This window comes from Pontibacter sp. E15-1 (assembly GCF_022601975.1).
GTDB lineage: Bacteria > Bacteroidota > Bacteroidia > Cytophagales > Hymenobacteraceae > Pontibacter.
Map to the genome: position 1 here is coordinate 116,365 of NZ_JAKVIR010000011.1, position 26,432 is coordinate 142,796.

Consider the following 26,432-nt stretch of genomic DNA (forward strand, 5'->3'; position numbering starts at 1 on the left):
CTTTTTCAGGAGGGGATGGTATCGAGTTCTTTGATCTGCGCTTTATACGATGCGGGGAGTATGGCCGCTTTCAGGAGCCACGCCATCCGTAGCTTTCTGCTGAATTTATACAGCGCGAGCACGGGCGTGAGCAGCGAAACAGACCCTAGCCGCAGCATTTTGTTAACAGTGGCAGGCACCACCAACACCTGCCCTTGCAGCAGCAAGGCATACCGCACCAGCCCCAGGTGCTTGCGGTACTGCCGGTACAGGTCTGCGGTATAGGGGCCGTGGAGCAGGTTCTGCCGGAGGTGCTCTTCCCGCATCAGCAGCCAGTCGGGGTAGGTGGCCGGAAGCCCCGAGATGCCCATCCGGCTTCCCATTCTGTTGAAGACAGCAAACACCTCGATTTTTTCGGCCTCGGTCAGTCTGCGCTCCAGCAGCTCCTGCGACCGGATGGAGTAATCGATTAGCATAAAAAGCACATCGCGGTAGGCCCAGTCCGGAATGGCCATACCCCGGCTCGCCTCCACGCTGGCATGGATGGCCGCCATCTGGTCGATGGCGCGTTGGGCTCCATCCAAATCCGAGAACACGATTCGCCGGGCGTAAGCCACCGTCGAGAAAAGCCTGCCCAATGGGTCAGCCGGAAGCCTGCCGGTATAGTAAAGCCAGTCCACTGCCTTGTTTAGGGCGAACTCAGCAGAAGCACCGGCAAAAATAAAGAGAATAGTGTCGCTCTTGCCCCAAATCTCCCGTACCACTGAGCCCTTGTCTACAAAATAACGCATGCCTGTTAAACAACCTCCCTGCGTAAAATGTGCAATGCTTTTGAATAATAATTCTGTTGCCTCCCACGGATTTTGTTTGGGGCATAGGCATCCCGGCAGGTGCGTTTCCTGTAAGTGTAGTTGTACCTAACCTTGATATACCCCAATGACACAGCGCGACATAACCGACACCCAAGCCACAACCTGGACCTGTGTGCAGGCGTATGGCGGACTCACAGACGAGAAAGCCGAAATAGCAGCCTCACTCACAGAAACCGACTCCGGCCACGTGCCGGTTGTTTGCACCCCGAGTGGCGGCGCCCAATCAGTACGTATAGAATTGCCCAAAAACTGGCTGGAGGACACAACGGATGAGGCGTTGCTGGCGTCCATCGCTGAGGCCCAAACAACAGCATCGCAGGAACAGGAATAGCCTGAATAAGTGCGTGGCTAAAGAGCAAAATTCGTCTGGCCTACTACGCCCGTCTATCACATCAAACCCGACCGAAATGCGCATGCAAATGTATGAGGAACGTGCCTTACAGGAGTTGGCAGAATGGCAGCAGGACATGCAGCGGCCTCCCTCGCTGACCAGCAAGTTAACCAGCCGGGTACAGCAAAAGCTCAACGGGTATATTCCGGAGAAGGTGCACGCCCTGATCACTTCCACCATCAAGCAGATGATCCGGGGTGTGCTGTTTGGGGCTGAGTACACTACCCGGATACCCGAAAAAAGCTCCACCCTGTTGATAAAAGAGGCGCTTGTGCAGGAGCGCATCCGGTTTTACAAGCGTGCGGCGGCGGCTGAAGGGGGCATCACGGGGATGGGCGGAATTCTGATGGGCTTCGCCGATTTCCCCTTGCTGCTGGGGCTCAAGCTTAAACTGCTGTATGAGATTGCCGCCCTGTATGGCTACGATGTCGCGGATTACCGTGAGCGGCTCTACCTGCTACATGTATTCCAACTGGCCTTCAGCAGCCAGGAGCAGCGCGCACGGGTATACCGCCGGATGGAGCACTGGAACGAGAGAAAAGCGCACCTGCCCGACGACATCCACCAGTATGACTGGCGAACCTTTCAGCAGGAATACCGCGACTATATCGACATTCCGAAAATGGCCCAGATGATACCGATCGTGGGTGCACCGATTGGGGCGCTCGTCAACTACAAACTTCTACAGAAACTTGGGGATACGGCCATGAACGCATACCGCATGCGCTGGCACGATGAACAGCACCTGATCGGATAAAGCCGCCGGCTGGGCCTGTGTTCCGGGTCAGTTCGTAAACGGCCCTTCGTCCTGCTGGCTTTCCAGCACCTCCTCCAGCGCGTCGGGCAATGCCGAGAGCAGGTTATAGCCGGTTGCCTTCTCAATGGCGTCCACGGTGGTGATGTAGCTCGTCCAGTCATCGCGCACAGTCATGACGTTGGGCATGTTGACGGCGATGACACGCGTGCTTGTGTTGATGCGGGCCAGGTCATCGTTGCCTTCGGGCAGCACAACCAGCACTTTCCATACCCGGCTGGGCACCGTTATATGCCCGTTGTCTATTTTCTTCGCGGTGCCCTCGCTGCCGGTGCCCCCTACCCCATAGCTGCCCATCACCACATACACTTCCTGGCCCTGCGCCACCAGGGAACGGGTATAGTCTTCCATGCGGGCCCAGGTTTCGCGGTTCAGATTGGGAGCCTGCGGAATCATGTTGGTCATCAGAAAGGTGGCTGAGTTGTCGTCCAAGGTCTTGGTGCGGTCGGCGGAGGGCGCGTTGTGGCCCCGGTCGAACCCGCTGCCAGAATAGCTGGTGCTCGTCACGCGGTACCACCCCTCGGGCAGCGAGGCGTCGCTGCGGAAATTGTCCTGCCGGGAAGCATCGCCAAGCCATGCCGCGCTCACGTGCCAACTCACCCAATTGGGGGTGCCCCGGTCGCGGCTATACGACAGCACATACTGGGGCTTCAGGAGCAAGTAGTTATTATAGTTGGCTAAATCGGTGGTCGCGCCGCTGGGATTGCCCAGCAACAGTTGTTCCTCGGCTAAAGACTTGCGCGGAATAAGTTCGGTTTGCTGGCAACTGTTGCAACCAACCGCAACGACACAGACAAAAAGGAATTGATAGAGAAAACGAAATCGCATAGGACAGATAAACTAAAAGCCGAAGATATACCCATACTTCTAAACGCAGCCACAAAAGCCTTGTTATGACTTAATAAACGGGTTTAAACACCAACCGCCTTCCGCTCACTCTTCCTGAGGCGCACCCCTCCCTTTCGCTTCTGCCCCATCACAATTCGAACTAAAAAACTGCCTGCTCGATATGTATAATTTCCTGACGGATAACGCTTTTACCATTTGACAATCATACATGGCAGTTTTAGTGCTGCGGGTGGATATAAAAAATCCGTGGCGCACGCCTGCTCATCAGTCGATTGATGAGCGCTTGTTTAAATTTCTTTTTTTGGCAGCGAGAATTGTTCGGGGTGGGTTCTGACAAAGCTTTTTTTAAGCAGCAGAGCGACGGGATAGAGGCACCAAAAAACTGCTTCAGGTTCTATTTTGGACAATTTGCGACCCAAAAGATGAATTTTACCCAAGCTCTTAGTATATTGGGAGGAGCATGGATGCTCACTCATAAAAATTTAAACAGCACAGCTATGGGAAAGTCACAAGACTCCAAAAAAGAGGTTAAGAAAAAGCCTGCCAAAACCGAAAAGGAAAAGCGCGCCGCGAAGCAGGAAAAAAAGAAAGGCAAAGAGTAGCGTTTCGCTTGTCCTGCTTAGGATAGAAAACAAATGGGTATGGGGACCTGGCTTTAAACCGGCGGGTCCCCATACCTGTTTTTAGGCATGAGCCGGTATGCTTTCTGCTGGCATTTCCAGTTTGTCCCGGATTGGATGAAGCGTGTTTGCCCCGCACCGGTTTGCTTTAAATGGATTTATACCTTATTGTTGCCCTATAAACCCAGCATTGCGCTGAATTTCCTGAGATCACATCACGATGAACATAAACGCTATTTGCTCTGATATAGACGGCACGCTGCTGGATAGCCAGCGCGGCCTCTCTCCCCGTACCATCCGTACCATCCGCAGCCTGGAGAATAATTTTCCTGTGATCCTGGCCTCCGCGCGGATGCCCAGTGCCATGCGCCACCTCCAGGACGAGCTGGGCATCCTGCACCACCCCATGATCTGCTTTAACGGGGGCTACGTGCTCCTCTACAACGAGGGGGCTGACACGCCGGACGTGGTGGATTCGGTGCAAATCCCGCTGGCCACCTGCTTCGACATCGTGGCAATGGCCCAGGGCAGCGCTATCCATATCAGCCTCTATACCGAGGATAACTGGTATGTGCCACAGTTTGACCAATGGGCCGAGCGGGAGGAGCTGCATACCAAGGTCTCGCCGGAGGTTTCCTCGCTGCAAATGACCCTGGAAAACTGGCAAAAAGCGGATACTGGCGCGCACAAAGTCATGTGCATGGGCCCGGAGGACGAGATTGCAGCCCTGGCCGATAAACTGACACACAAGCTGGGCGACGAGATTTACATATACCGCTCCAAGTCTACCTACCTGGAACTCGCTCCGCGCTCCATCTCGAAGGCCACCGCGCTGGAAATGATCTTAAAAGCCAACTATGGCATTGCGATGCCCGAGGTGATGGCCTTCGGCGACAATTACAACGACATTGAGATGCTCCGCGCCGTGGGCAAGGGCATTGCCGTGGGCAATGCGCGCCCGGAAGTGAAAGCCGCTGCCGACGAGCTGACGCTCAAAAGCACGGACGACGGGGTTGCCGTGGCCATTGAAAAATACCTTCTGCAGAAGTAAGGCGCCGGGCGCTTTGCTCTTATCCTGCTGCCTGAACCACGGCCGCCTTTTCCTGTATATGCTGCAGCAGTTCATGCAGTTCCGTGGCGGTGGTAAAGGGGTTCATTAACGTGACGCGCAGGAAAAACCCGGACTTCAGGATGGTTTGCACAATATAAAACCGTCCGTCCTCGACCACAAGCCGCCGGATGGCCTGGTTAAGTTGCTCGGGGTTGTCCGCTGCACGAAGTCGGAAACAGACGATGTTGCACGCCGGCTCGTAGGCCAGCTCAAAGGCTTCGTCTGTGCGCAGGATGGCGGCCAGTTCGGTGGCCAGCCCATACAGCCGTTCGATGTTCTGCCGGAAAACATCCCGCCCGTGCGTTCTGTATATGGCATACACGTTCAGGGCCGACATGGCCTTGGTGCATTCAAAAGAGCGTTTTCCGCCGTTATACCATTCCTCAGACTCCTGTTCTGCCCAAAGGTATTGCGCCCGTTGTGAGAAGGTTTTGTACGCATCGCCGCTCCGTTTAAAGAGCAGGGCCGTGGACAGCGAGGGGGTCATCATCATCTTGTGGTAATCCACCACCACCGAATCGGCCTGCTCAATCCCGCTCACCAGGTGCCTGTATTTTGGCGACCAGGCCGCTGGTGCCCCGTGCGCCCCATCCACATGGAACCAGATGCCGTGACGCTGGCTGAATCTGGCAATCTCCGCGAGGTTATCGTAAGAGCCTGTCGAGGTGGTTCCCGCGCAGCCAATCACACAAATAATCTGCTTGCCATCAGCTTTGGCTTTCTCTAGGTATTCCTCCAGCAAATCGGTGCGCATCTGAAACGCATCGTTTACCGGCACCTTGATTACGCCTTCCTCTCCCATACCCATGATGCGCGCCGCCCTATCAACACAATAGTGGGCCTCCTCTGAGACCAGTACTGCCAAACTGCGATTCTCCGGATTGCCCTTGTGCCATACCTCCGTGGAATGTGCCCGTGCAGCCAGCAGCGCGGTCAGGTTGCCCAGCGAGCCGCCGGACGTGATAAATCCGGAAGCCTCGCCGCCGAAACCAAGCAGACGCGCCAGGTCCTCGGTCAGGATTTTCTCCAGCGTGTTCCCCACCATCCCCATCTCATATACCCCCATCCCCTGGTTCAGGAGGGCCGCCACTGCCGACGACAGGATGGTAACGGGTAGTGTGGGTGTTGTCTGGTGGCCCATAAACCGTTTCTGATGAATCTGCACCGAGTTGGCCATCACATCCTCAAAAAGGCTGAGCGCCGACTGCAGGACGGGCTGCTCAAAGTCGTCTTGCCAGTAAGCCAGTTGCGCTTCGGGCGCTTTCCACGGCATAACCCTGTCGCCCGGTTGGGCCGCAGTAGCCCCGGCGAGGTAATCAGAAATCATGTCGATGAGTTGATGCCCCTCGCTGCGGAAGCGCTCTGCGTCGAAGGCCTGCTCTAAGGTGTCTGCCATAGGGATGCGTTATGAAGTGTCACTGCAAAAGAACTAAATCTACTGATACGGGATATGATTTCCCGCCTGAATCTTCACAAATTCGGACGGAGTACTTTTTTGGCTTGAAGCGATAAGCGGCCACACCGCAAAACGCGGTTGCCTCAAGACCTCTGTCAATGCCATACAAATCGAGAATCACGCTTATTTCTTGCTAACGGATGAAAGACTTCACGATGGCTTGCCTTCAATCTGCCTGAATTCGTAAATCCGAAAATGCATAAATCCAATCCATACCTCTCTTCCATATGAGCATCTCCCCCACTGCAACACCGAAGCCCCTGAAAGGTTACGACGACTATCCTGTATACCCGGATGAAAACCTTTGGACCAGCTATACGCCTGCAGGCACCGCGTTTAAGCTGTGGTCACCGGTGGCCACGGAGGTCGCCGTTAATTTTTATGCTGAAGGCGACGGCGGGTCCTTGCTGGACAGGTTCATGATGGCAGAAAAGAAGGCGGGGCTCTGGCAGTTATACCTCACCAAAGACTTGCAGGGCCTCTATTATACTTACCAGACAAAAGTGAACGGGGTATGGCTAGAGGAAACGCCCGGCATTTACGCCACCGCGGTCGGGGTTAACGGCAAGCGCGCGATGGTGCTGGACCTGGCTTCCACAAACCCGGACGGTTGGGAGACGGACAGCGGCCCTGCCCTCGCCTCCCCCAATGATGCTGTGCTGTATGAGGTGCACGTGCGGGACCTGACCATATGCAAAAATGCCGGCAACCGGACGCCCGGCAAGTACCTTGGATTGGTGGAGGCAGGCACGCGCAACGCCGAGGGGCTGGCTACCGGCCTCGACCATATGAAAGAACTTGGCATCACGCATGTGCATTTGTTGCCCGTGTTCGATTTCTGCTCTATCGACGAGTCCGCCCTGGAGCGGCAGCAATACAACTGGGGTTACGATCCGCTGAACTACAATGTGCCCGAAGGCTCATACTCCTCCGACCCATACCACGCGCCTGTCCGCATCCGGGAGTTTAAGGCCATGGTGCAGGGCTTGCATCAGAGCGGGCTGGGTGTGATTATGGATGTGGTGTACAACCACACGGGTACCACCGACGACTCCAACTTTAACCTGGAGGTGCCGGGCTACTACTACCGGCATACAGGCAGCGGCGGCTGGTCCGACGCCTCGGGCTGCGGCAACGAGACGGCCAGCGAGCGCACCATGATGCGCAAGTTCATCATCGAGTCGTGCCTGTTCTGGGTACAGGAATACCACATCGACGGGTTCCGCTTCGACCTGATGGGCATCCATGACCTGGAGACCATGAACCAGCTTTCTGACACGCTCCGTCGCGTGAGGCCCGACATCCTGCTGTATGGGGAGGGCTGGACGGCGGGAGCGAGCCCGCTGCCCGAGGAGGAGCGGGCCATCAAGGCTAACACGTATAAAATGAGGCAGATTGCGGCATTCAGCGACATGCTCCGGGACGGGTTGAAAGGCTCTGTGTTTGATGCCCGTGACAAAGGCTTTGTGAGTGGCGCCCGGGGTATGGAGGAACGGATAAAGTATGGCGTTGTCGGCAGTATCCGGCACCCCGGGGTGCACGCCGACAAAAGTCCCTGGGCAGGGGCTCCCTGGCAGGCGGTTTCCTATGTGGCGTGCCACGACAACCAGACGCTATACGACAAACTGAAGGCCTCCACCGAAAAAGAACCGGAAACCGATATCATCAGCATGCACCTGCTGGCCAACGCTGTCGTGCTCACGTCGCAGGGCATCCCTTTCCTGATGGCTGGCGAGGAAATGCTGCGCACCAAGCGGGGCGAGCACAACAGCTACAACCTCCCGGACTATATCAACCAAATCGACTGGGCCTGGAAGACCGCGCATCCGGATGTTTTTGGCTATTATACCGCCCTGATCGCCCTCCGGAAAGCCCATCCGGCGTTCCGGATGCCCACCACAAGCATGGTGGCCGAGCACCTGCGCTTTGTTCCGTCAGCGCCTGGCTTTGTGGGGTACTACATCGAGGGCCACGCGAACAGCGACAGCTGGAAAAACATCGCTATTTTTTACAATGCGAACAAAACGCAGGTACGCGTCGAGCTGGAGGGGACATGGCAGGTGGCGGTGGCAGGCAGGTCCGTGCATGCGGAAGGGATGCAACAGGTGCACGGCCCCGTTTTGATGCAAGGCCTGTCGATGTTGCTGCTTTTTCAGGAAGACTAGGTATGGCCGCGTGTTAGCTATTAGCTATAAGGATGGCATGCTGGGGAAGGTCGCTTTTTGGGATGACACGCTTTTGTCGTCCATGATGCGGAGACGGCGGCAAAGGGTTTTTAAGATGCCTCGCAGCACTTCCACGTTGTTCATCATGATTTCGTAGAAGGGCTCCTGCTCCAGTTTCAGTAGCACGGTTTCCTCCATGGAGGTAGCGCTGGCAGACCGGCTTTCGGCGTCCAGCACCGAGAGCTCGCCCACAATGTCGTTATCTTCCAACACCGCGAGGGTATGATCGCCATCGTGCACCCGTATGCTGCCTTTGTATATAAAATACATGCAGGTTCCTTTGTCTCCCTTGGCAAACAGGCTTGTGTCGGCCTCCAGATACACCTCCTCCAATATCCCGGCAAGCCCCACCAGTTCCTGCTCCGGCGTGTTCCGGAATATGTCGGTAGAATGCAGTATAAGTACTTTCTCAATCAGTAGCATCGTCTTATTCGTTTAGCGTAGCCAAAACATACTCCCTGGTTTCCTGAAACAGCGGGTCTTCCGGCCCTGCCGCAGGTGCCAGGGCCTGCACGGGGAAGCCCCCGCTCTGTAGTCGCGGGATCATGTAGCAGGCCACCGACTTTGTCCATCCCCGAAAGCCTGCCTTGTTCTGCACCAGTATCTCTTCTATAATTTCTCCGGCCGACATTTCCCGCTGTTGGTACCGGTATACCTGCCCTTTGCCGATGTCCTGCTCCAACTCCATCAACATGTTAAGCCCGGTAAAGTACTTTTGCGGGATCACCAGCTCCAGCATTTCAATCGCGTTGTACACTTTCGCGTCGTTTCCCTGCGTGTAGAGCTCCATCACCCGTTCAATCCGTTTGCGGTCGTATACCAGGGCCAGGCCCTTGCACAGGGTCTGGATATCCTGGCGGATCTCGGAGCACACAGCTTCCTGAAGAGGTTTTACGGTGTCGTGCGCCACTAATTGCAGGTAATAGCTCGCTTTGAGCTGGCTCTGCCGCAGCAGGTGCAAGATGCGTTTCTTGAGCAAGCGCTGTGTAGCCCCTGATACGCCGGTTTTTTTCTGCCACAGGGCATCCAGTATTTCGGGCAGGTCTTCGTGGTTTTCCTGTACAAGCCGCTCCAGAAAGCCTGTCGAATAGTTTCCGCTCGTTTTGGAAGCCACTTTAATCAGCACCGACACAAGGGCTTTGGACAAAGCGCCTTGCCTGATTTGAGGTGCGGCAAACACAGGGTCGCCGTAAAGCAGTAGTGCCTTTTGCAGCGTAGCCGCAGCTTTGCGGCCCAGCCCTACCTGAACCGCCTGCTCCAGCAGGTGCAGATCCCTAACCTTGCCCACCCCCTCAAGGGCCTTTTTATACACAGCCGGTGTTTCGTCGTGGAGCAGGGTCTCGAGCACTTTCTCGTAGTCGCCGCGCTGGGTGTCGGCCACAATCTCAATGGCGGCCAGTTTGTCGGCTGTGTCGCTGCCATGGGCCATGCGGAGCAGCTCTCTCGCCACGACTGCGTCAGCGGCGTTTTCACGGCGAGACAGGAGCCCGGTGAGGGCCGCTTTTTTGTTTTCCTTGCTCAGGGTGTGCATCGCGGCAGTGTCTTCGGCTAAGCCGACAGGCTCAAACTGGTAAACAGCTTTTGTCAGCAGGGCCTGCACCATTTCGTCGGTCTCCTGCAGCAGTTGCTCCCGAAGGGAAGGCAGTGCGCTCTTGAGGTTTAGCTCCAATATGCGAAGGACCGCGTACTCCCGAAGCTCGCGCGCGCCGTGCTGCAGTTGCCGGAGCAGCAGCGCAGGCAACTCCGCATACCCCGACTGCTCCAGCAGGTGCAGCGCATGGATGGCCACCTTCGGGTCTTTGCTTTTCACTTTCTCCACCAACACCTCTTTTACAGACTGCTGGTGCAGAAACAGCTCGCTGCCCGTAAAATACCCTCTCCGGATCACGCTCTCCAGCGTGCGCCGGTAGGCGCGCCGCACCAAAAAGACACTCGCCCCCCACCCCAGAATCATAAAAAACAGCAACTGGCTCACGAGGGGTATGGCCAGGTGCTCGTGCCCGAAATACTGCAGGTAAACGATCAGAAAAACACCCACAAAGAAAAGCGCGAAAGGCAGCGTATACCCTTTCGCGATTAAATGCCCTTTGAGGCGACTGTGCGGGTGGAGCGGCTGAAACAGCACAAAAAACACCGGCTCCTGCAGCGTGGACCGCAGAATCTCAGATAAAAGCACCATCACCCCAAAGGCATACAGGTGCATTTCGAGCGTGCCGTCTGACAGCAGGATAAAGCCGACAACGGTCAGCATCAGCGCAGGGGCAATCAGCAGGCAGTTCGCAAGCCCCAGCCGAGCGATTACCCGACTGCTGAAAAGGACTTTAAACCCCAGGGCAAGCAGCCGCCCAAAGGCAAAGAACACCGCGATGAAAGTGGCCAGCTCATGGTCGGTGGTATAGCGACGCTTTATCTCCGACAGGAAGGTAAAATCGATAAAGGCATAGATGGTATAGGCCAGCAAAGACCAGAAAGCGATGTATAGAATGAGGCGATTGTGGAAGTAGCGCTTCACCACTGGCTGCCGCGAAGCTTTGTCGGGTGCGTGGGAGGCCATGTGGTGTAGCGCTATCATTCTGTCTTTGTAGTTGAACCTGCGCAACAGCACCAGCACCACGACAAAAGACAGAATGGAAACCCAGAGCAGATTGACCACTCCGATAAAAGGCACAAGGGCTGTAACAGAGAAATAGCCCAGCATCTTGGCAGGTATATCGCCCGCCCCCACGATGGAAAAAAGCCGCTTGCTCTCCCGCACATTAAACAAAATGGCCGCCATACCCCAGAAAGCATACCCGACCAGCATGTACACCACCATGTTCCAGACGGCAAGCAACAGGGGGAGTCCCTCAGAGGAAAAGAACGTGAGGGTTACCCAGTGCACCAGCAAAGACACCGCCGAAAAAGCCACTACCACATAGAGAAGCTTATCGGAAGCGAGCCGTTTCTCCAGACGGCTGTAGAGTAGATTGGCCACAAACAGAAAGCCTGCTGCCAGGATATATACCCTCGGGAAAACAGTGACGGGGTAGGAAGAGAGAATAAGAGTGAGCGAGCTGGTGAACAGGAAAGCGGTGCCGACACCCAGAAAATACTGCACCAGAAAGAGGTGACTGACCAGCTTTTCCTCGCTTGGCTTTATATTGAGCAACTGGTTTATGCGTCTTCTCATAAGCTTTGTGTCTATCTGGCAAAAGGATCTGGCACGCCAAAGGGTCTATTCCTGGCTTTGGAGCGTTCAGTTACACTCAATCATACTCTTAGTAGATACTACACTATTCAAATAAAATGTTGCACCCACGTGCTGCTTTGGCCAAAATAACTCATACGCTGTTGGCTGATAAAGAAGCATTTGCGCTGAAATTAGCATCCAGCTGTTGAGCAAGCCATCATGCCGGAACCTATACCTCCAACGCTTAATCCATGTTTAGCGAGTTGTCATATCGAAGCGAAAATTATACTGGATTGGATAAAAGAAAGGCTCACTGAACGTGTTGGCTGTGAATTAAAAATTGCAGCTATCCCTCTGACAGTTGCGTACAAAACAGTCAAAATTTATTTGCTATGAAAAAAATACTGTATAAAACCATGGCCTTGGGTGCCTTTTCGGGTATGCGCTCGATGGCGGGGCCGACGCTTGTCAGCCACTTTGTATGTAAAGACAAAAACAGCCCGTTAAAGCACACGCCTTTGCGACTATTGGGCAATGAAAATGTGGCCCTGCTCCTGAAAGGACTTGCCGGCGGCGAGTTGGTGGGAGATAAATTACCGAGCGCACCAGACCGTATAGCTGCGCCAAGTCTGGTTGTACGCGGTGCTTCCGGTGCTTTGGTGGGAGCTGCGGTATACCTCATGCACGACGGAAAAGGGTTGCATGGCGCTTTTGTTGGGGCTACGGCTGCCATAGGGGCCACATTTGCCAGCTTTTACCTGCGCAAGTATCTAAGTGAGCACACGAGCCTGGCTGACCCGATTCTGGGTGCCCTGGAAGACGCGCTGGTAGTTGGCGGCGGCCTGAAAGCGGCACAACTGTAAGAGTGGGTTTCATAAAAAATCCCCTTTCCGGATTAAATAGCTCTCGGTTTAACGAAAGTATTCAATCCGGAAGGGGATTTTTGTTTTCTACAGGCACTGCACACAGGAGTTGCAGACAGCCTAAAAAAGGATATATGGATGCAATGCCTTAGGCGGGCATCTCTTCGTAATCGATGCTTTTGGGCAGGTTACTGAACTTAAGCACCAGATCCTGCGGCAACACGGTAAGTTTTCGTTTCTCAACATCCAGCCAGGCACCGTCCACTGTCACAACGGCGGCCCTGATCCCGTCCTCGCGGTACACAATGTGCCGGATAGACCAACGTGAGCCATCCGGGCGGCTTTTAAAAAGCTCTATGGTTACTTTAATGTTTTCGTTAATCCCTACCTCGCGGAGGTACACCAGTTCTTCCCGAAACAGGATAGGCCCTACCTTTAATTCCTGAAAAACAGCGAAGTTAAGCCCCAGGCTGTCTAAGACAGCGATACGCGCTTGTGCTGCAAAGTCGGCGTAGGCAGAGTGACGCATGTGCATGTTGATGTCCAGGTGAGACCACATCACTTTCCCCTCGTAAATGTTATTCATGGTATTGGTTGGTTATGGTGTTCAGTTCACGGTTACCGGCCAGGAAGATGCCGATAGCCATTAAAATAAGATGCGGCTTTTCCCCTCTTGCCTCATCTTCACTTCAAATATAGGATAATCCACTAAAAATGTAGCGATTAGTCTCCACTAATAAGCTACAATTAGCCACAAGTGTTATTATGACTTTCTTTCGTTATACTGCCAGCAATATACATGCCGCAATGGGTGCGACAAATTATCGTCACGTATTCCCTAAACACCTATGTCCTCGTTCCAAACGGCAGGCTGCTCCCGGATAAATTTTTGCATCAGTTCGTAGCACGCCGCATCGTCTGTCACGGTCACCTCTACCCCTCTCTCGCGAAGCAAAGCCTCTTCTCCCATAAACGTCTTGTTTTCGGCCACGACCACCCTGGGGATGCCATATAGCAAAATGGCACCGGAGCACATCGGGCAAGGAGACAAAGTGGTATAAAGCGTGCAATCCTGGTACACAGCTGCTGGTTGCCTTCCTGCGTTTTCCAGGGCTTGCATTTCGCCATGCAGCACCACACTGCCTTTCTGCACCCGCGTGTTGTGTCCCTGCCCAAGTATCTTGCCTTGATGCATCAGCACTGAGCCAATAGGTATCCCCCCCTCGTCATACCCCCGCTGCGCCTCTTCAAAGGCCACTTTCATAAATTTGTCCATACTATTGATTTGATTCCTCTGTGGTCTATGCTTAAATGCTTAAGCGCTTGTTTGCATTTCGCTTTTGGAAGCCAAAAACGCGAAGGCAGATCCCTTGATCAATATTTTGCAGCCAAAAGGATGAATTTTAAACATGCGCTAAACTTAACATTTGTCTTTATCTTATACAATCCCCGCCTATGGTATTTAAACGCTGAAAAGCGTGTTTTTTACTGCCGACTAAACATGATATAACCTCATATCACCTCACGATTTTATGTAATCGCATCATTATCAATAAGAAAGTCTAAAAATCATCAAAAATGAGTATTGCCCTTTACGGCTTGTTTTTGGATATTTGATTATTGGTTAAACCATAAGTTGGCTTTTAATCACACCGAACCTTTAGGCTACCATTATGAAAATAGGCACTACTAACCCTGAGCCCTTCCCATTACTTAGCAGTAGAGAATGCGCTATTATAGCTTATTTCGCGGATGGGTATACCCCCGCTCAAATAGCAGATAAAACAGGCTTGACTACCCGGTCTGTATTGCAGCAATTGTATATTATGAAGCAACAGCAAGGCCTGCGGCATGTGTATGAACTGATCAGTTGGGCCTACCTGAAGGGTTTTTTGATATAGGAATCCGCATCTTAAAGGTATGGATATGCGCTTTCCATGGGTGCGGCAGCCAATATCAAACTGATTCCTTCATGCAAGTAAAGCATTGGAAAAGCACCTGCTCCCGATTCAGTCACTTATGCTATGGCAGGATTCAGATCAGGTCGAAAGACCGGGCATATTGCGTCAGTTCGTAAAAAGAGGTGGTAGCAAGCTTGGCTTTTATATTGCGCCGATGGGTTTCAATCGTAGTCACGGATATGGATAGCGCCTCGGCCGACTCTGCTGCAGTTTGCCCCAAGGCCATCAACCGGAGCACCTCCTTTTCCCGGTCAGACAGGCGGCTGAAAAGGCTGTAGTTTTTTCTCAGAAAGTTATTTTCCTCCAGCAGCCGAGACACTTTCGACGTGACATGGTGCAGCGGCTCAATCGGAAAGGCTGTCGTTACCGACAGCAAGGGCGCTCCGGTATCATCCCGCATCAGTATTTTAATGGTGCTGAAGTGCCACGTCCAGGGATGGCCCTTTTTAGTGCGCACCTGCTGGAAAAAGGAGACAATCTCGTTGTCATCGTTGTGCTCGAGCATCTCGATGATTTTTGGTACATACTCTTTGGCATCCTCCGGATTAAAGAATTCGGTATTATAAGCAGGCCCCATCTGTCTGATTTTTTTCAGCGTCGTGCCAAGCTCAATCTCCCCTCGCCTGGAGATATACTCCACGGCCATCTCTTTCTGAAAGTTATGGATGATCAAGACAATGGGCAAATCATCTGCCACGGCGGCGATGCTGCCGATTTTGTCCTTGATTTTTTGTTCTTGCTGGGGTGCAGAAGGCACGGCAGGTTGTTTGTGCGGTGTTTTCATAAGTTTGGCTTAAGAGAAATACACAACTATTTTCAGCAGAGTCAAGAAAGCACTTCCTTAATTTCATCTTTTTTAGCCGCATTTGCAATGCCACGTTCACTTATCCCTTCCAAAGAAACTCCTGTTCGTATCGCTTTGAAAATGCACCCCTCCATTTGCCAAACAAATTTCAAGGTCTTCATTAAATGGGTATTTAAACTATATTCCAAGTCAATATCGGTCTGACGTTCGGAAGTAATGTGCAACAGGGTCGCCAACTTATATAATACAGGAGGCAGAAAGCGTTTCATACACTGTAGCAGAAAACAGGTTAGAAGAAATTAAGTGAACGGGAAGATGCCTCATGCTAAAGGACCAATTTTAAGACCCTCCTAGAGCTGGCTTCGTAGTATAGAAACATGGATCATTCCGCTAATTCGTCTATTCCTACGCTAGATAAAGCGCACCCGCACGTTTTAGAAACCGCTACTTTTGCTATGGGCTGCTTTTGGGGTGTGGAGGCATTTTTTGGCAGCATCGAAGGCGTGGTGCGTACGCGCGCCGGCTATACGGGCGGCACAAAGCTTAATCCCACTTATCATACCCTGGGCGAACACATGGAGGCAGTGCAACTCGATTTTGACCCTTCGCAAATAACTTTCTCGCAGTTGCTCCAGCGTTTCTATCATCAGCACATTGCCGCCCGCCCTCCGTATAAAAGGCAATATTCTTCGGCTGTGTTCTATCATACCCCCGCCCAGCTGAGAGCAACCCAGGACTTTGCAGCACAACACACCCAGCAGGCAGCGGACTGGCGTTATACCCTGGTGATGCCAGCCTCCGCGTTTTACCTCGCTGAAGACCGTCATCAGAAATACAGGCTGCAGCGGCACAAGGCGCTTTTCGACGCTTTCTGGCAAATGTACCGGGGCTGGGAGGGCATTTTACACTCCACCGCCGCTGCTCGCGTAAACGGGTACCTGGCAGGGTATGGCAGTCGTGAGCAGTTAGAGAAAGAAATAATCCTCCTGGGCCTCTCTCCGGAGGCCCGCCAGATGCTCTGCCACCATGTAGCGTCGGTACAGAAAGCAACTTCACCGTAACACAGCACATGCATACCCTTATTCATATGAGATGTATGACTAGCCTGTACGATACAGATCCTCTTCTGTAACACAGGATATACCTACTCTTGCTACAAATCCGTATATAGGTATATGAAAAACTTATACCTACCTCTGTTTATTTTCCTGCTTGTGGGGCTAAGTGCTCCTCAGGCTAACGCGCAGGCTGCCAGGCAGCTACCGTCTAACCTGCAGGAGCAAGTAAATCAAAAACGCCTCATTAAGGCTGACTCCATGTTTAAGGTGCACGACCTAAGAGCCTCTGAAACCCGAAAGTCGCTGAAGGTGGCTGAGGCTGAACTGAAGTCGGCACAGGCAAACTACAAAGAGGCCAAACGCCGCGACAAGGAAGCCTCCAACGCAGCAAAGGAGGCAAAGAAAGCCTATAAAATGGAACAGAAAGCACAACAGGCCAGAGCCAAAGCCGAAAATCAGGCCTCGAAAGCGAGAGCGGCTTCCATTGAATCCGAACGCTGACATTCCGGCTGACAAGCCGTTATGGTGGGGCATCTAAACAGCAGCATCGGGGCCAATCTCCCGCGGCAGCCCGTTTGGATATATACCTTTCTGATTATTCCACGTACTAAGCGTACATTGCGCAGAAGTTAAATAAAGTTTTTGTGCGATAGGCTAAAATGACTTCGTTACGCCATTATCCATACCCTAGTGTGTATGCGCGCAGAGCGAGGTAATTTGAAATTATATATGAACATAAATTCTTTACTATGAAAAAGATTGTTTTAGGATGTGCTCTTCTGCTCGGATTTGCAGGCCTTGCAGCTTGTGAAAGCACAGAGAGATCGGATGCGACGGTTCAAGACAACAAGGTGGTTGTTGACCGTGATTCAGTTGCCACAGAGTATGAGGTAACCGAGACTGTGGTAGAGTACGATACCACCACACGCACAAAAACTGTGGATGCGGACCATGACGAATAGCACTAATCGCTAACGCCTGATTGTAAAGTAAACCGCATCCTCCAGAAAAGGGGATCGCCTGATCAACCCTCAGGCGATCCCCTTTTTATTTCCACTTGTGCGTACTCATACTTCCGAATAGTGTGATTCCGGGCGATAGCATGCTGCCCAAGTAGCAGCACTACACACCTCGCCTACTCACTGATTAAAGCCAAACTACCCCTCCTGAAGCGTTACATCATATACCAAATTGCAGCGGATGCGTTTAAACGGAACATGTTGATTTTCAAAAAAAGTATTTACTACATTGCCCTGGTATTGGGCACGCTGCTTATCCTGATCACGCTCCTGTCTCTCATATATGATGTGCGGTACTGGTATCTCAAGGCCCTGGATTTCCCTCGGGTGCAGGTTTTGGTAGGTCTTGTATTCTGCCTTGTGGCCTTTGCGTCCGTCAACCGGCTGTGGCGTACAGCGGCGTGGCTGTTTACAACCGGCCTGGTGACGGCTATCGTCTTACAAGGCTATTTTGTGTGGCCCTATACCCCGCTGGCTGCAAATGCGGTGGCCACTGCGAATGCCTCAGAGGTGCAAAAGAACAGGAGCTTCAGCGTGCTGCTGGCCAACGTGCTGATGAAGAACCGAAACGATACCGCGATGCTGCAGGCGGTTACTGCGGCTAATCCGGACATTGTGCTGTTCATGGAAACTGACGCCTGGTGGGTCAGCAAGCTCCGCCCGATCGAGAAACGCTACCCCTACACCGTGCTGCATCCCCTCGACAACACCTATGGTATGGCGCTGTATTCTAAACTGCCCCTTTCCCAGACCGAGGTTAAATTTCTGAGCCAGGAGCGCGTGCCCTCCATACATACCACCGTCACACTGCCTAACGGCACTTCCTTTCTGTTGCATGCCGTACACCCTGTTCCGCCTAAGCCCAGCAAGCACCCCGACAATGTGGGGCAGAAGGAAGAGGAACTGCTGAAAGTCGGCCAGATGGTGGCAAAGCGCAAGATACCCACCGTTGTGGCCGGCGACTTCAATGATGTGGCGTGGTCTAATACCTCACGGCTGTTTGGCACAAGCAGCAGGCTGGGCGATGTGCGCATCGGCAGAGGGCTCTACAATTCATTCGATGCCACATCCCCCATACTTCGCTGGCCCCTGGACCATGCCTATGTCTCTGAGGAGTTTGAGGTGCTGCGCCTCGAACAGCTTCCTAAAGTCGGCTCCGACCACTTCCCTATTCTGGTGGTGCTCACGCTAAAACAGGAAGCGGCAGCGATTCACTAAATAATTTCAAGATTATCGAGAAACACAGTCATCACGTATTATAATAAGCCTACCTTTGCAAATGATTACTTTGCCAGAAGTATAACTTACCCAAGCCGTTCCTCTTTTTATTTTTGCATCAAATCGGTCGTCAGGCCGGTTGCGCCTCAGCACCCCATGTTCACAATTTAAAGACTGCATTTAAAGCACATAGAGGGAGGCCAGGCTAAGAAACAGAAATTAAAGACAACTTACAGGGAACGTTTAGAGTACTATGCCTTCGGCTAACGCACAGTATATCAAAATTTTATCATTTACTAATTCTTATAGTATGGAGTGCATTGATTTACAAACCGGGTATATGTTGCTGGCTTTCCGGAGCCTGCAGGAAACAGACCGGGCAACAGCATTATTAAAGGTAAGGGGAATACAGGTAGCCTATACAGTGGCCCTGGAGGAAATAGAAGAACAGGAAGGTGCTGCTTATGTGAAGCAAATCCAGCAGAACGGGCAAAAGCTATACTGGAATTACAGCAACCAATCCTCAAGCAAGCTTTGCGACACGGCAAAGGCTTCACTCGGCTCCGCGCTGGGGCTGGCCAACGCCCTCAGCGGCGTGCCGTGTGACTACTTGCTGATTTACGAAAAAGAAAAACCGCACTTTGAGTCGCATAAGCCTGCAGTGGCGCAACCCGCCGTCCCGGTAAATTAGGTAAACATATCCTCCATTAAAGAATTTTCGCTTAGGCAAAGAAGAGATTTCACCTGGCGCCCCTCCCCCTATTCCCTGTATCCCTGGCTAAATTTTTAAAGAAACACATGTATCATCAGCGCCTGCTGGGCTGTCGGGGAGCTGCAGGCTGATCCGTATTGTATCGGGATAGGCGCTTTTGCGTAAAACCCTTCAACCGCCTTGACAAGCGGAGGATTTATCCCTATACTTATCCTGATAACATACCTATACCTATGCCCAAAGTATTAATTATAGATGACGAGCGGGCTATCCGAAGCACCCTGAAAGAAATTCTGGAGTTTGAGGATTACGCAGTGGATGAGGCCGAAGACGGCGAGAAAGCGCTGGAGCTGATCAGCAAAACGAAGTATGATGCCGTGCTGTGCGATATCAAGATGCCCGGCATGGACGGGATCGAGGTGCTGGAGAAGGCCATGAAAATCTCCCCCGACTCCCCTTTCATCATGATATCCGCCCACGGCACCATCGACACCGCAGTGGAGGCCACCAAGAAAGGCGCTTACGACTTTCTGCAGAAGCCACCCGATCTGAACCGGTTGCTGGTGACCGTCCGCAATGCCCTCGACAAGTCGAGCCTGGTGACGGAAACGAAAATCCTGAAAAAGAAAATCTCGAAGACGTATGAGATGGTGGGGAGCTCCGTTGCCCTGTCGCGCGTGAAGGGCGCCATAGAGAAGGTGGCCCCAACCGATGCCCGCGTGCTAATCACCGGCCCCAACGGTTCCGGGAAAGAGCTGGTGGCGCGCGCCATACATGAAAACAGCAACCGCAACAATGGCCCGCTCATAGAGGTAAACTGTGCCGCTATCCCAAGCGAGCTGATCGAGAGCGAGTTGTTTGGGCACGAGAAAGGCTCTTTCACCTCGGCCGTGAAACAGAGAATCGGGAAGTTTGAGCAGGCCAACGGGGGCACCCTTTTCCTGGACGAGGTGGGCGACATGAGCCTTTCGGCGCAGGCGAAGGTGCTGCGCGCCCTGCAGGAGCACAAGATCACGCGTGTGGGCGGCGACAAAGACATAAAAGTGGATGTGCGCGTGGTGGCCGCCACCAACAAAAACCTGATGGAGGAGATTGAGGCAAAGACGTTTCGGGAAGATTTATACCACCGCCTTGGGGTGATTCTGATCCACGTGCCCCCCCTCAACGACCGCCGCGAGGACATCCCCGACCTGGTGCAGAAGTTCCTCAACGACATTGCCAGCGACTACGGCAACAAGCCCAAGAGCATCACTCCTGCCGCCATCAAGTTTCTGCAGGAGCTGGACTGGCGCGGCAACGTCCGGGAACTCCGCAACGTGGTGGAGCGCCTGGTGATCATGAGCGGGCAGGAAATTACACTTGAAGACGCCCAGGCCTACGCCCGGCCCATCACGACGTAAGCAGGTTAGTTTTTTTATACTGCGCTAAAACCACCCGCTGCTCCTTCTGGCTGCAGCGGGTGGTTTTCGTTTATACCAATTGATTTGTCTGGGTGCGTTGCTGCCTCTTCTCCAAACAGCGCACAGCTGATTAATCAGGCCTTCATCCGAAGAAAAACAGTACTTTTGCGGGCTAATTACCTGAGTGTAGCTTACAATGGACAGCTTTACCTATAAACAGCATTTTTCACGGAATTTTACGCTTGCCTTCCCGGTGGTGCTTAGCCAGTTGGGCCATATCATGGTAAGCGTTTTCGATAGCCTGATGGTGGGCCAGATTGGCACGCTGCCACTGGCCGCAGCCTCGCTGGGCAACAGTATCTTCACGATTACGCTCGTGTTTGGCCTGGGCGTTTCCTACAGCATCACGCCCCTGATCGCGGCGGCCGACGGTCGCCGGAACTATACCCGCATCTCACTCCTGCTCCTCAACGGGCTTGTCTCCAACGTGCTGCTGGGCATCCTGCTCTTCATCGTGGGGTATGTTTTTTCGCCCTACATCACGCTGCTCAAGCAACCGCCGCAGGTGGTTGAGCTGGCCATACCCTACATCAGCATTCTTTTCCTGTCGATGGTGCCGCTGATGGTGTTTCAGGCATTCCGGCAGTTTGCAGAGGGGCTCTCGCTTACCAAGCAGGCCATGTGGATTTCGATCATCGCAAATTCTCTGAACATTTTGCTCAATTATATCCTGATTTTTGGTAAGTTGGGTTTCGAGCCAATGGGGTTGATAGGGGCTGGCTGGGCAACGCTTCTCTCGCGCATCGTGATGGCCATTATGATGGCGGGCTATGTGCTCTACGGAAAACGGTTTGATGTTTTCAGGCATTTCCTGCGCCTGCGCCACTTGTCTTTTATTCATATGTATCGCATCTTTAAGCTGGGCCTGCCAATCTCGGGGCAGATGATCTTTGAGATGGGTGCCTTCAGTTTCTCGGCTGTGATGATTGGCTGGCTGGGCGCCAAGGAACTGGCCGCGCACCAGATCGCGATTAACGTGGCCTCTGTTACCTATATGATGGCCAGCGGCATCGGCGCGGCGGCCACCATACGGGTAGGCAACCAGAAAGGCCTGGGCAACTTCCGGGCGATGCGCATGGCGGGCATTAGTAACCTCGTGATGGGCGTGCTGTTTATGGTGGGCAGCGGCCTGCTTATGGTGCTTGGCAACAAGCTGATCCCGATGCTGTACATCGACGATCCGGAGGTGATTCGCATCGCCTCTTCGCTGCTGATCATCGCGGCCCTGTTCCAGATCTCGGACGGGGTGCAGGTGGTGGGCCTTGGGGCGCTGCGCGGCCTGGAGGACGTTAAAGTGCCCAGCCTGATCTCGTTGCTGGCGTACTGGGGAATTGGCCTGCCGGTGGGCTATTACCTTTGCTTTAAAGCCGATTTTGGTGTAGCCGGCATCTGGGGAGGGTTACTGACCGGGTTGACTGTCGCGGCGGTGCTGCTCACGCTGCGGTTCCGTTCGCTGAGTAACCAACTAATGAAGCGGTAAGGCACAGAAAGCACGACCACTGCCCCGTTAACGCCTGTGAGCCTGGCCAGACCACAACGTTGTACTTGTAGCTGTGTTGATGTATGTATACCCTTTTATTGTTTCTGTCGCTTTGGACGGACATACTTTTTACGCTTCTTTTTCCGGCTAAACTCCCCGCCAGGGATGCCCGGCTTACCGCGCCTGCCGCAGCGGCAAGTATGGAGCAGGTGGTATGGTCGGCGGACAGGCGCCTGACCTGGGACGACTTTAAAGCGGTGCCGGAAGCTGGGAACCCGCACCATGCCCTGACGGCTGCCAACCTGGCGGTGAATACCAAATGCACCCAAAACAGTTTCACGTATCAGGTGAACTGCGTCTTTCTGCCCACCGCCTCATGGACGAAAAACACCCGATCCGGCAAACTGCTCCGGCACGAACAACTGCACTTCGACCTGACGGAGGTATACGCCCGCCAGCTGCGCAAAGAACTGGCACAGCTTAATTGCGCCAACCAAAAGGAGAAGCTGAAAGGAACAGTGCGTGATGTTTTCGCCAGATGGAAAACCGCGCAACAGGCCTTCGACACAGCCTGCGCACATGGCCTGAACAAAGCTGAGGAACGCGTGTGGGCCGCTAATATCACAAAACGGCTCCATGCCCTGGAGGCCTACAAGTGACGGTAATCCCACCATGTATAGCATTCACATGTGCTATCTCACCGAGGTCCCCTATTGCTGGGCCGCGTTTCCATACTGGGTATACATGTATACCATCAGGTATCATCAAACGGCAGCCTTGCAGCTTATACTACTATCAATTAGAATTTGCACAGTCAAATTTGACGTTACGCAAGAGAGCCGCACAGTTCGTAAAAGTCCCCCTTGGGGGTAGGGGCCCTCGACGAAGAAGGGGGCAGGGGGATGAGAGGCGGCCGGAATAACCTTTCGTGCTCTTGCTTGATGAGAAACAGCTTCTAAAATATTTCACAGTAGACTCTACGCAGGGGGTGTCATCCCCCTAACCCCCTTCAAAGGGTAGGGCTGTTAAGTTCTAAGAGTTGGTAGTGTGCCTTTACGTAAAGTTTCAAAACACCAAAATAACAATTCTCCCCTTGAGGGGAGTTAGAGGGGTGTTTACTCTTTGCGAAAAGTACTTTTTGCTGGCTTTACACCCCTGCGGTCCCCTCAAGGGGACAATTTTCGTTAGAACTTAACGGCCCTACCTTCAAAGGGGGACGAAAGAGGGCATGGCGTAACAGCAAGTAATAAACACTGCACGAAAATACTTTAATAAGCTAAATCCATTCGATAATGGTATTAAACACATCAGCATACAAAAAAGCTACTGCCGCTGATAACGGACAATAGCTTTTTTGTATGCTGCTACAGATTATGGCGCAGGTTATACCGGAATAAATGGCTATTCCACTTTATCCAAATCAGCGCTGGCAGGGCCGGTAATTACTTTTCCCAAGGGATCGAAGCGGGAGCCGTGGCAAGGGCAGTCCCAGGAGTTTTCTACATCGTTCCAGTTGACCACGCAGCCCAGGTGCGGGCAAATGGCGGAGTGCTTGTGCCGCACGCCATCCTGGTCGCAGTATACGGCAAGCTTCGTCATCCCGTCCCGAATAATGCGCCCAGTGCCGGGCATCACCTGCATCGGGTCCTCCACCTCACCGGGCGTCACGAAATCCTTGAACTGCGCCGCCACGTTCAGGTTTTGCTTGAAGTACTCCCCGGCCGATTTGAGGGGGCTGCGGCTTGGGTCGTATAAAGCTGTCCATGGGTTTTGGCGGTCCATGATCAGGTCGGTGAGCAGTATACCCGCAATGGTGCCATGCGTCATCCCATGGCCAGAGTCTCCGGTGGCGATATACACGTTGTTGGGATCACCCGGATTGCGGCCTATATACGCCAGCCCGTCTACAGGTTCAAACACCTGCCCCGACCACTGGTATACCACTTCTCCGGCAGACGGAAACTTGAGGCGCGTCCAGCGTTCCAGTTCCTGGAAATGCTTCGTCAGGTGTTGGTCCTGGCCCGTCTTGTGGTCTTCTCCGCCCACAATCAGAATGTCATAGTCCTCTTCGTCAGGGTTTCGCTGTAGCCGCACGTAATGATAAGGATCCTTCATGTCCCAGTACAGGGCATCTGGTATGTCGCGCTGGGGCACCTGCACCCCAATGGCGTAGGTGCGGTATGGGGCGAGCTTGGTGTGCATACTTACTTTGTTGGTCACGGGCGTGTTGGTCGCAATCACCAAATGGTTAGCCGACACGGCATGGCCGCTCTCCGTCACCACTGTGGACACAGCGCCTGGCTTGAAATCCACCACATGCGAGTTGGTAAAAATCTGCCCATCTTTCTCAAGGATAGCCCCTGCCAACCCAGCCAGGTACTTCATGGCATGGAAGCGGGCCTGGTTAGGATAGTGCAGGCAGGGCAGGGCTGTGAGGTATGGCGCAGGGCATTGTTTGCGGAGCACCACGTCATGCCACCCGATTTGTTGCAGCGCCTCCAGCTCCTGCATGAGCAGTGCCTCCTCCTCTTCCGTCGTGGCTACCAGGTAGCCGTCCACCCGGTCGAAATCACACTCTATACCGGCATCCTTGGCGATCTCCTCTATTTTGTCAATCGCCTGGGCGTGGCTCTGGCACGCCAGGCGCGCGCCGTCTTTCCCAAAGTGCTTGATCAGGTTATAGTACATATCGTCCAGGGCGTTGGAGAGATGGGCTGTGGTCCGGCTGGTCTCGCCCCCGCCAATGCTCTTCGACTCCAGCACGATCACGCGTTTCCCTTCCTTGGCCAGCAGGTATGCCGTTGTTAGGCCCGCGATGCCTGCCCCCACCACGCACACATCGCAGGTCAGGTTCTCGTGCAGCGCATGGGTGTTTGGTAAGGTGATGTTTTTTTCCCAGATGGGCAGCGTGGCCCCGGATTCCTGTTTCATAGTATCTTCGTTTTAGCACTTAACAGCGTCGGAACAGCCCTTTTGCAGGCTGCCACGCTACTGCATAGGATTACGGTGCGGCGGGGCTTATGTTACTGATGCCTCATCCCCCACCTGAAAGGAACAACATGCGCCAATTTCCCTGGAATAAACCCGTCCGCACATAACTAAATTTATTAGCAAACTAACTATATTAGCGAAAGCAAAACGGCATATGAAACCAGAAGCATATATAAAGGGGCGCGGAGCCCAGTATAACCCGGCGAACCCATACCTCAAACAGGAGTATGTGGCCGAGCATGTCGAGGGATTGGATGAGCCGATGCTATCGGATTCGAAGACGACCTTCCTAAAGGAGTTTCCCAAGAAGATCGTGAACAAGGTAGACAGCCCGGACCTGGGACTGAGTTACTCGTTGAACCCCTACCAGGGCTGCGAACATGGCTGCGTATACTGCTATGCCCGCAACACGCACCAATACTGGGGCTACGGGGCTGGGCTGGATTTTGAGCGGAAGATTATTGTGAAAGAGAATGCCGCGCAAACGCTGGCCCGCCAACTGGAAAGCAAGAACTGGCAGGTGATGCCCATTATGCTGGCCGGGAACACAGACTGCTACCAGCCGATTGAGGCCCGCAAAAAGCTGACGCGCCAATTGCTGGAGGTGCTGCTGCAATACCGCCACCCGGTTAGCATCATCACTAAAAACGCGCTCATCCTCCGCGACCTGGACGTGCTGCGGGAGCTGAACAAACTGGACCTGGTGCACGTGAACATCTCCATCACGACACTCGATGAGAAGCTCCGCCAAAAGCTGGAGCCACGCACGGCCTCGGCTGCGAAACGGCTGGAGGTGGTGCGCCAACTCAGCGCTGCAGGGTTGCCCGTAAACGTGATGGTAGCCCCGATTATACCCGGGCTCAACGACGCCGAGATACCGCGCATTATAGAGCAGGCCGCTGCGGCAGGAGCCTGCAATGCCGCCTATACCATCGTCCGGCTGAATGGCAGCGTGGGCCCGCTGTTTGAGGACTGGATCAGGCAGGCATACCCCGACAAAGCCGAGAAGGTGCTTCACCAGATCGCGGACTGCCACGGGGGCCAATTAAACGACAGCCGCTTCGGCACGCGCATGCGCGGTGAGGGGAAGTTTGCGGAGGCGATTGGCAAATTGTTCCGGATGAGCAAACACAAGTATATGGCCGGGCGCAGCACAAAGCCGTTTGACTACAGCCACTTCTGCCAGCGGGTCGGGAAGCAGCTGGGTTTCTTTTAGCCTCTGGAAACTGCCCATGTATGCGCGACTGTCGAAAAGCGCTTTGTGATCGGCAACCTTTTTTACGACATTGCCAAATCAGGTATCGTCACAACGCAGTAAAGCCAAAATGCTTTCAGCTGAGAAAAACAGGGTTCTGTAGGCTTGCACCCAGTGCATAGGT

General features: G+C 53.4%; 26 protein-coding genes. 16 read left to right on the forward strand and 10 right to left on the reverse strand.

Annotated features, from left to right (window positions below):
* Nucleotides 1–5: 5 nt before the first annotated feature.
* Nucleotides 6–770, reverse strand: coding sequence for an oxygenase MpaB family protein (locus tag MKJ04_RS09460; protein WP_241641372.1), 765 nt, complete (start codon nucleotides 768–770; stop codon nucleotides 6–8).
* A 145-nt stretch (nucleotides 771–915) separates the two neighbouring features.
* On the opposite strand from MKJ04_RS09460, the gene MKJ04_RS09465 reads away from it, so the two are divergent.
* Both MKJ04_RS09465 and MKJ04_RS09470 read left to right on the forward strand, forming a co-directional pair.
* On the forward strand, nucleotides 916–1,182 hold the full coding sequence (locus tag MKJ04_RS09465; RefSeq protein WP_241641373.1) for a hypothetical protein: 267 nt from the start codon (nucleotides 916–918) through the stop codon (nucleotides 1,180–1,182).
* Nucleotides 1,183–1,264: 82 nt separating this feature from the next.
* Nucleotides 1,265–1,999, forward strand: coding sequence for an EcsC family protein (locus tag MKJ04_RS09470; RefSeq protein WP_241641424.1), 735 nt, complete (start codon nucleotides 1,265–1,267; stop codon nucleotides 1,997–1,999).
* 27 nt (nucleotides 2,000–2,026) lie between these two features.
* Here MKJ04_RS09470 and MKJ04_RS09475 read toward each other — a convergent pair whose 3' ends face one another.
* On the reverse strand, nucleotides 2,027–2,884 hold the full coding sequence (locus MKJ04_RS09475) for a DNA/RNA non-specific endonuclease (RefSeq protein WP_241641375.1): 858 nt from the start codon (nucleotides 2,882–2,884) through the stop codon (nucleotides 2,027–2,029).
* 296 nt (nucleotides 2,885–3,180) lie between these two features.
* Here MKJ04_RS09475 and MKJ04_RS09480 point away from each other — a divergent pair, with 296 nt between their 5' ends.
* Both MKJ04_RS09480 and MKJ04_RS09485 read left to right on the forward strand, forming a co-directional pair.
* Nucleotides 3,181–3,507 carry a hypothetical protein gene (locus tag MKJ04_RS09480; protein ID WP_241641376.1) on the forward strand — a complete coding sequence of 109 codons (327 nt, stop codon included), beginning with the start codon at nucleotides 3,181–3,183 and terminating at the stop codon, nucleotides 3,505–3,507.
* Between the two features lie 238 nt (nucleotides 3,508–3,745).
* Nucleotides 3,746–4,576: a Cof-type HAD-IIB family hydrolase gene (locus MKJ04_RS09485; protein ID WP_241641377.1), complete on the forward strand. Its 831-nt coding sequence runs from the start codon at nucleotides 3,746–3,748 to the stop codon at nucleotides 4,574–4,576.
* A gap of 19 nt (nucleotides 4,577–4,595) precedes the next feature.
* Here the strand turns inward: MKJ04_RS09485 and MKJ04_RS09490 are convergent, their stop codons facing one another.
* On the reverse strand, nucleotides 4,596–6,032 hold the full coding sequence (locus tag MKJ04_RS09490; protein ID WP_241641378.1) for a pyridoxal phosphate-dependent decarboxylase family protein: 1,437 nt from the start codon (nucleotides 6,030–6,032) through the stop codon (nucleotides 4,596–4,598).
* A gap of 287 nt (nucleotides 6,033–6,319) precedes the next feature.
* Here MKJ04_RS09490 and pulA point away from each other — a divergent pair, with 287 nt between their 5' ends.
* The gene (gene pulA, locus MKJ04_RS09495; protein ID WP_241641379.1) at nucleotides 6,320–8,257 is read left to right on the forward strand and encodes a type I pullulanase; all 1,938 of its coding nucleotides are present in this window, start codon (nucleotides 6,320–6,322) and stop codon (nucleotides 8,255–8,257) included.
* A gap of 24 nt (nucleotides 8,258–8,281) precedes the next feature.
* Here pulA and MKJ04_RS09500 read toward each other — a convergent pair whose 3' ends face one another.
* Nucleotides 8,282–8,740, reverse strand: coding sequence for a Crp/Fnr family transcriptional regulator (locus tag MKJ04_RS09500; RefSeq protein ID WP_241641380.1), 459 nt, complete (start codon nucleotides 8,738–8,740; stop codon nucleotides 8,282–8,284).
* Between the two features lie 4 nt (nucleotides 8,741–8,744).
* Complete coding sequence (locus MKJ04_RS09505; protein WP_241641381.1) at nucleotides 8,745–11,486, reverse strand: MFS transporter; 2,742 nt, start codon at nucleotides 11,484–11,486, stop codon at nucleotides 8,745–8,747.
* Nucleotides 11,487–11,878: 392 nt separating this feature from the next.
* Between MKJ04_RS09505 and MKJ04_RS09510 the strand changes: the two genes are divergently transcribed.
* Complete coding sequence (locus MKJ04_RS09510; protein ID WP_241641382.1) at nucleotides 11,879–12,349, forward strand: DUF4126 family protein; 471 nt, start codon at nucleotides 11,879–11,881, stop codon at nucleotides 12,347–12,349.
* A 148-nt stretch (nucleotides 12,350–12,497) separates the two neighbouring features.
* Here the strand turns inward: MKJ04_RS09510 and MKJ04_RS09515 are convergent, their stop codons facing one another.
* Together MKJ04_RS09515 and MKJ04_RS09520 are read right to left on the reverse strand one after the other, a co-directional pair.
* Complete coding sequence (locus MKJ04_RS09515; RefSeq protein ID WP_241641383.1) at nucleotides 12,498–12,935, reverse strand: acyl-CoA thioesterase; 438 nt, start codon at nucleotides 12,933–12,935, stop codon at nucleotides 12,498–12,500.
* A 252-nt stretch (nucleotides 12,936–13,187) separates the two neighbouring features.
* Nucleotides 13,188–13,625: a nucleoside deaminase gene (locus MKJ04_RS09520; RefSeq protein WP_241641384.1), complete on the reverse strand. Its 438-nt coding sequence runs from the start codon at nucleotides 13,623–13,625 to the stop codon at nucleotides 13,188–13,190.
* A 397-nt stretch (nucleotides 13,626–14,022) separates the two neighbouring features.
* On the opposite strand from MKJ04_RS09520, the gene MKJ04_RS22950 reads away from it, so the two are divergent.
* The gene (locus MKJ04_RS22950) at nucleotides 14,023–14,250 is read left to right on the forward strand and encodes a helix-turn-helix transcriptional regulator (RefSeq protein ID WP_410896818.1); all 228 of its coding nucleotides are present in this window, start codon (nucleotides 14,023–14,025) and stop codon (nucleotides 14,248–14,250) included.
* Nucleotides 14,251–14,383: 133 nt separating this feature from the next.
* Here MKJ04_RS22950 and MKJ04_RS09525 read toward each other — a convergent pair whose 3' ends face one another.
* Together MKJ04_RS09525 and MKJ04_RS09530 are read right to left on the reverse strand one after the other, a co-directional pair.
* On the reverse strand, nucleotides 14,384–15,094 hold the full coding sequence (locus MKJ04_RS09525) for a response regulator transcription factor (protein ID WP_241641385.1): 711 nt from the start codon (nucleotides 15,092–15,094) through the stop codon (nucleotides 14,384–14,386).
* 41 nt (nucleotides 15,095–15,135) lie between these two features.
* Nucleotides 15,136–15,384 (reverse strand): hypothetical protein, encoded by a 249-nt coding sequence (locus MKJ04_RS09530; protein WP_241641386.1) that lies wholly within the window; start codon nucleotides 15,382–15,384, stop codon nucleotides 15,136–15,138.
* Between the two features lie 108 nt (nucleotides 15,385–15,492).
* Between MKJ04_RS09530 and MKJ04_RS09535 the strand changes: the two genes are divergently transcribed.
* From MKJ04_RS09535 to MKJ04_RS09570, 8 genes are all read left to right on the forward strand, one after another.
* Nucleotides 15,493–16,176: a peptide-methionine (S)-S-oxide reductase MsrA gene (locus MKJ04_RS09535; RefSeq protein ID WP_262918069.1), complete on the forward strand. Its 684-nt coding sequence runs from the start codon at nucleotides 15,493–15,495 to the stop codon at nucleotides 16,174–16,176.
* Between the two features lie 114 nt (nucleotides 16,177–16,290).
* On the forward strand, nucleotides 16,291–16,674 hold the full coding sequence (locus MKJ04_RS09540; RefSeq protein WP_241641388.1) for a hypothetical protein: 384 nt from the start codon (nucleotides 16,291–16,293) through the stop codon (nucleotides 16,672–16,674).
* Between the two features lie 248 nt (nucleotides 16,675–16,922).
* Nucleotides 16,923–17,135, forward strand: coding sequence for a hypothetical protein (locus MKJ04_RS09545; protein WP_241641390.1), 213 nt, complete (start codon nucleotides 16,923–16,925; stop codon nucleotides 17,133–17,135).
* Nucleotides 17,136–17,390: 255 nt separating this feature from the next.
* Nucleotides 17,391–18,410 (forward strand): endonuclease/exonuclease/phosphatase family protein, encoded by a 1,020-nt coding sequence (locus MKJ04_RS09550; RefSeq protein WP_241641391.1) that lies wholly within the window; start codon nucleotides 17,391–17,393, stop codon nucleotides 18,408–18,410.
* Nucleotides 18,411–18,720: 310 nt separating this feature from the next.
* A complete protein-coding gene (locus MKJ04_RS09555; RefSeq protein ID WP_241641393.1) occupies nucleotides 18,721–19,101 on the forward strand; it encodes a hypothetical protein in 381 nt (126 codons plus the stop codon).
* Between the two features lie 254 nt (nucleotides 19,102–19,355).
* Complete coding sequence (locus MKJ04_RS09560) at nucleotides 19,356–20,522, forward strand: sigma-54-dependent transcriptional regulator (RefSeq protein WP_241641394.1); 1,167 nt, start codon at nucleotides 19,356–19,358, stop codon at nucleotides 20,520–20,522.
* A 196-nt stretch (nucleotides 20,523–20,718) separates the two neighbouring features.
* Nucleotides 20,719–22,062 carry an MATE family efflux transporter gene (locus MKJ04_RS09565; protein WP_241641395.1) on the forward strand — a complete coding sequence of 448 codons (1,344 nt, stop codon included), beginning with the start codon at nucleotides 20,719–20,721 and terminating at the stop codon, nucleotides 22,060–22,062.
* Between the two features lie 83 nt (nucleotides 22,063–22,145).
* Nucleotides 22,146–22,721 (forward strand): DUF922 domain-containing protein, encoded by a 576-nt coding sequence (locus MKJ04_RS09570; protein WP_241641396.1) that lies wholly within the window; start codon nucleotides 22,146–22,148, stop codon nucleotides 22,719–22,721.
* Between the two features lie 742 nt (nucleotides 22,722–23,463).
* Here MKJ04_RS09570 and MKJ04_RS09575 read toward each other — a convergent pair.
* On the reverse strand, nucleotides 23,464–24,993 hold the full coding sequence (locus MKJ04_RS09575; RefSeq protein WP_241641398.1) for an FAD-dependent oxidoreductase: 1,530 nt from the start codon (nucleotides 24,991–24,993) through the stop codon (nucleotides 23,464–23,466).
* Nucleotides 24,994–25,207: 214 nt separating this feature from the next.
* Here MKJ04_RS09575 and MKJ04_RS09580 point away from each other — a divergent pair, with 214 nt between their 5' ends.
* Nucleotides 25,208–26,269, forward strand: a complete 1,062-nt coding sequence (locus MKJ04_RS09580; RefSeq protein ID WP_241641399.1) for a PA0069 family radical SAM protein — start codon at nucleotides 25,208–25,210, stop codon at nucleotides 26,267–26,269.
* The last annotated feature ends 163 nt before the right edge of the window (nucleotides 26,270–26,432 follow it).